The 1,320-nt window shown below is 61.1% G+C and carries 1 pseudogene; it reads right to left on the reverse strand.

Features of this window, described 5'->3' with window-relative positions:
• Positions 1-1,195, reverse strand: a pseudogene (locus E3O11_RS16965) (IS3 family transposase); the annotation flags it as partial.
• Positions 1,196-1,320: the final 125 nt, after the last annotated feature.

Here is a 1,320-nt window from a genome sequence, read left to right on the forward strand (position 1 = left end):
AGGCCGATCCCGGAATGGCGTTGTTCGTGGTTGTAACCATCCACGAACGAGGCCATGAACGTCTTCGCGTCGGCGAGGGAGCCGAAGCGTTCGGGGAACGTCGGAGCGAATTTAAGAGTCTTGAACCACGCGTCGCTGTAGGGATTATCGTTGCTCACCCGCGGCCTCGAATGCGACTTGGTGACCTCCAGATCAGACAGCAACGCCGCGACGGTCTTGGACGTCATCGACGTGCCTCGGTCAGCGTGCACGACCTGCGGGACGCCGTGACTACCGAAGATATCCTTCATCATCTCCACCGCCAGCTCGCCCGATTCCGACGCGTGAACATACGCGCCGACGATGTAGCGCGAGTAAATATCGATCATCACGTAAGCATCGAAGTACTTACCCTTGACCGGGCCAGCAAGCTTCGTAATATCCCAGCTGAGTACCTGGCCTGGGCCTGTGGCGATCAATTCGGGGATCGCCCGTGCCGGGTGGCGTGCCTGGCGGCGGCGGCCCTTGACCTGCTGATTCTCGTTCAACACCCGATACATCGTTGAAATGGAGCACAAGTACGTGCCCGCATCCAGCAGCTGCGCGTAAATCTGGATCGGCGGCAAGTCCACGAACGGCTTCGAATTCACGACGTCAAGAATCTCGCGGCGGTCGTTGTCGCCGATCTTGTTCGCCGGAATCGGAGCCGGCCCGCGCACCGGCATGCGTCGTTTCCGGGTGGCGGTCGCTCGAGGGATGCCGACCAGGTCGGCCGCGACGCGAGTCGAGATCCCTCGGCTGGCCAGTTCGCGGTAGGCGGTCATTACGGCTTCGTGTGCGGTGTTTCGTCCCGCGAGCTCTTCGAAAGACTTTCGAGTAGCTCGTGCATTTTTGACATGATCTCCAACGCCACCCCCGTCGTTTCCAGCCGCTGCTCGGTCTTGCTCAGCTGGCGGCGCAATCGGGCGATTTCCGCTTGCTCCGGCGTTAACCGGCCAATCTTCTCGCCGGGCTTCTTCCCCGCAAGAACACCGGCGTCACGCAGCTTTCGCCACTCCGTGATCTGCGAGGAGTAGAGCCCTTCGGTGCGCAGATACGCACCGCCCTCATGGGCTTTGATGGCCGCGTCATACGCAGCCAGATAGGCAAGCTTCTGCGCTGGGCTGAACGACCTTCTCGAGGTCGGACCACCAGCTCGGGGTCCGGGACTACTCATACGACTATCGTCGCGCACGGCGATCAATGACGGGCTGGACATGGTGATGATTCCTGATCCTCGCCCTACGTCACACGGCGGACTTGCTGTTAGCTACTGGCCTCACCCAACCCTGACACGTAGGG

Source organism: Cryobacterium levicorallinum (genome assembly GCF_004402405.1).
Lineage (GTDB): Bacteria > Actinomycetota > Actinomycetes > Actinomycetales > Microbacteriaceae > Cryobacterium > Cryobacterium levicorallinum.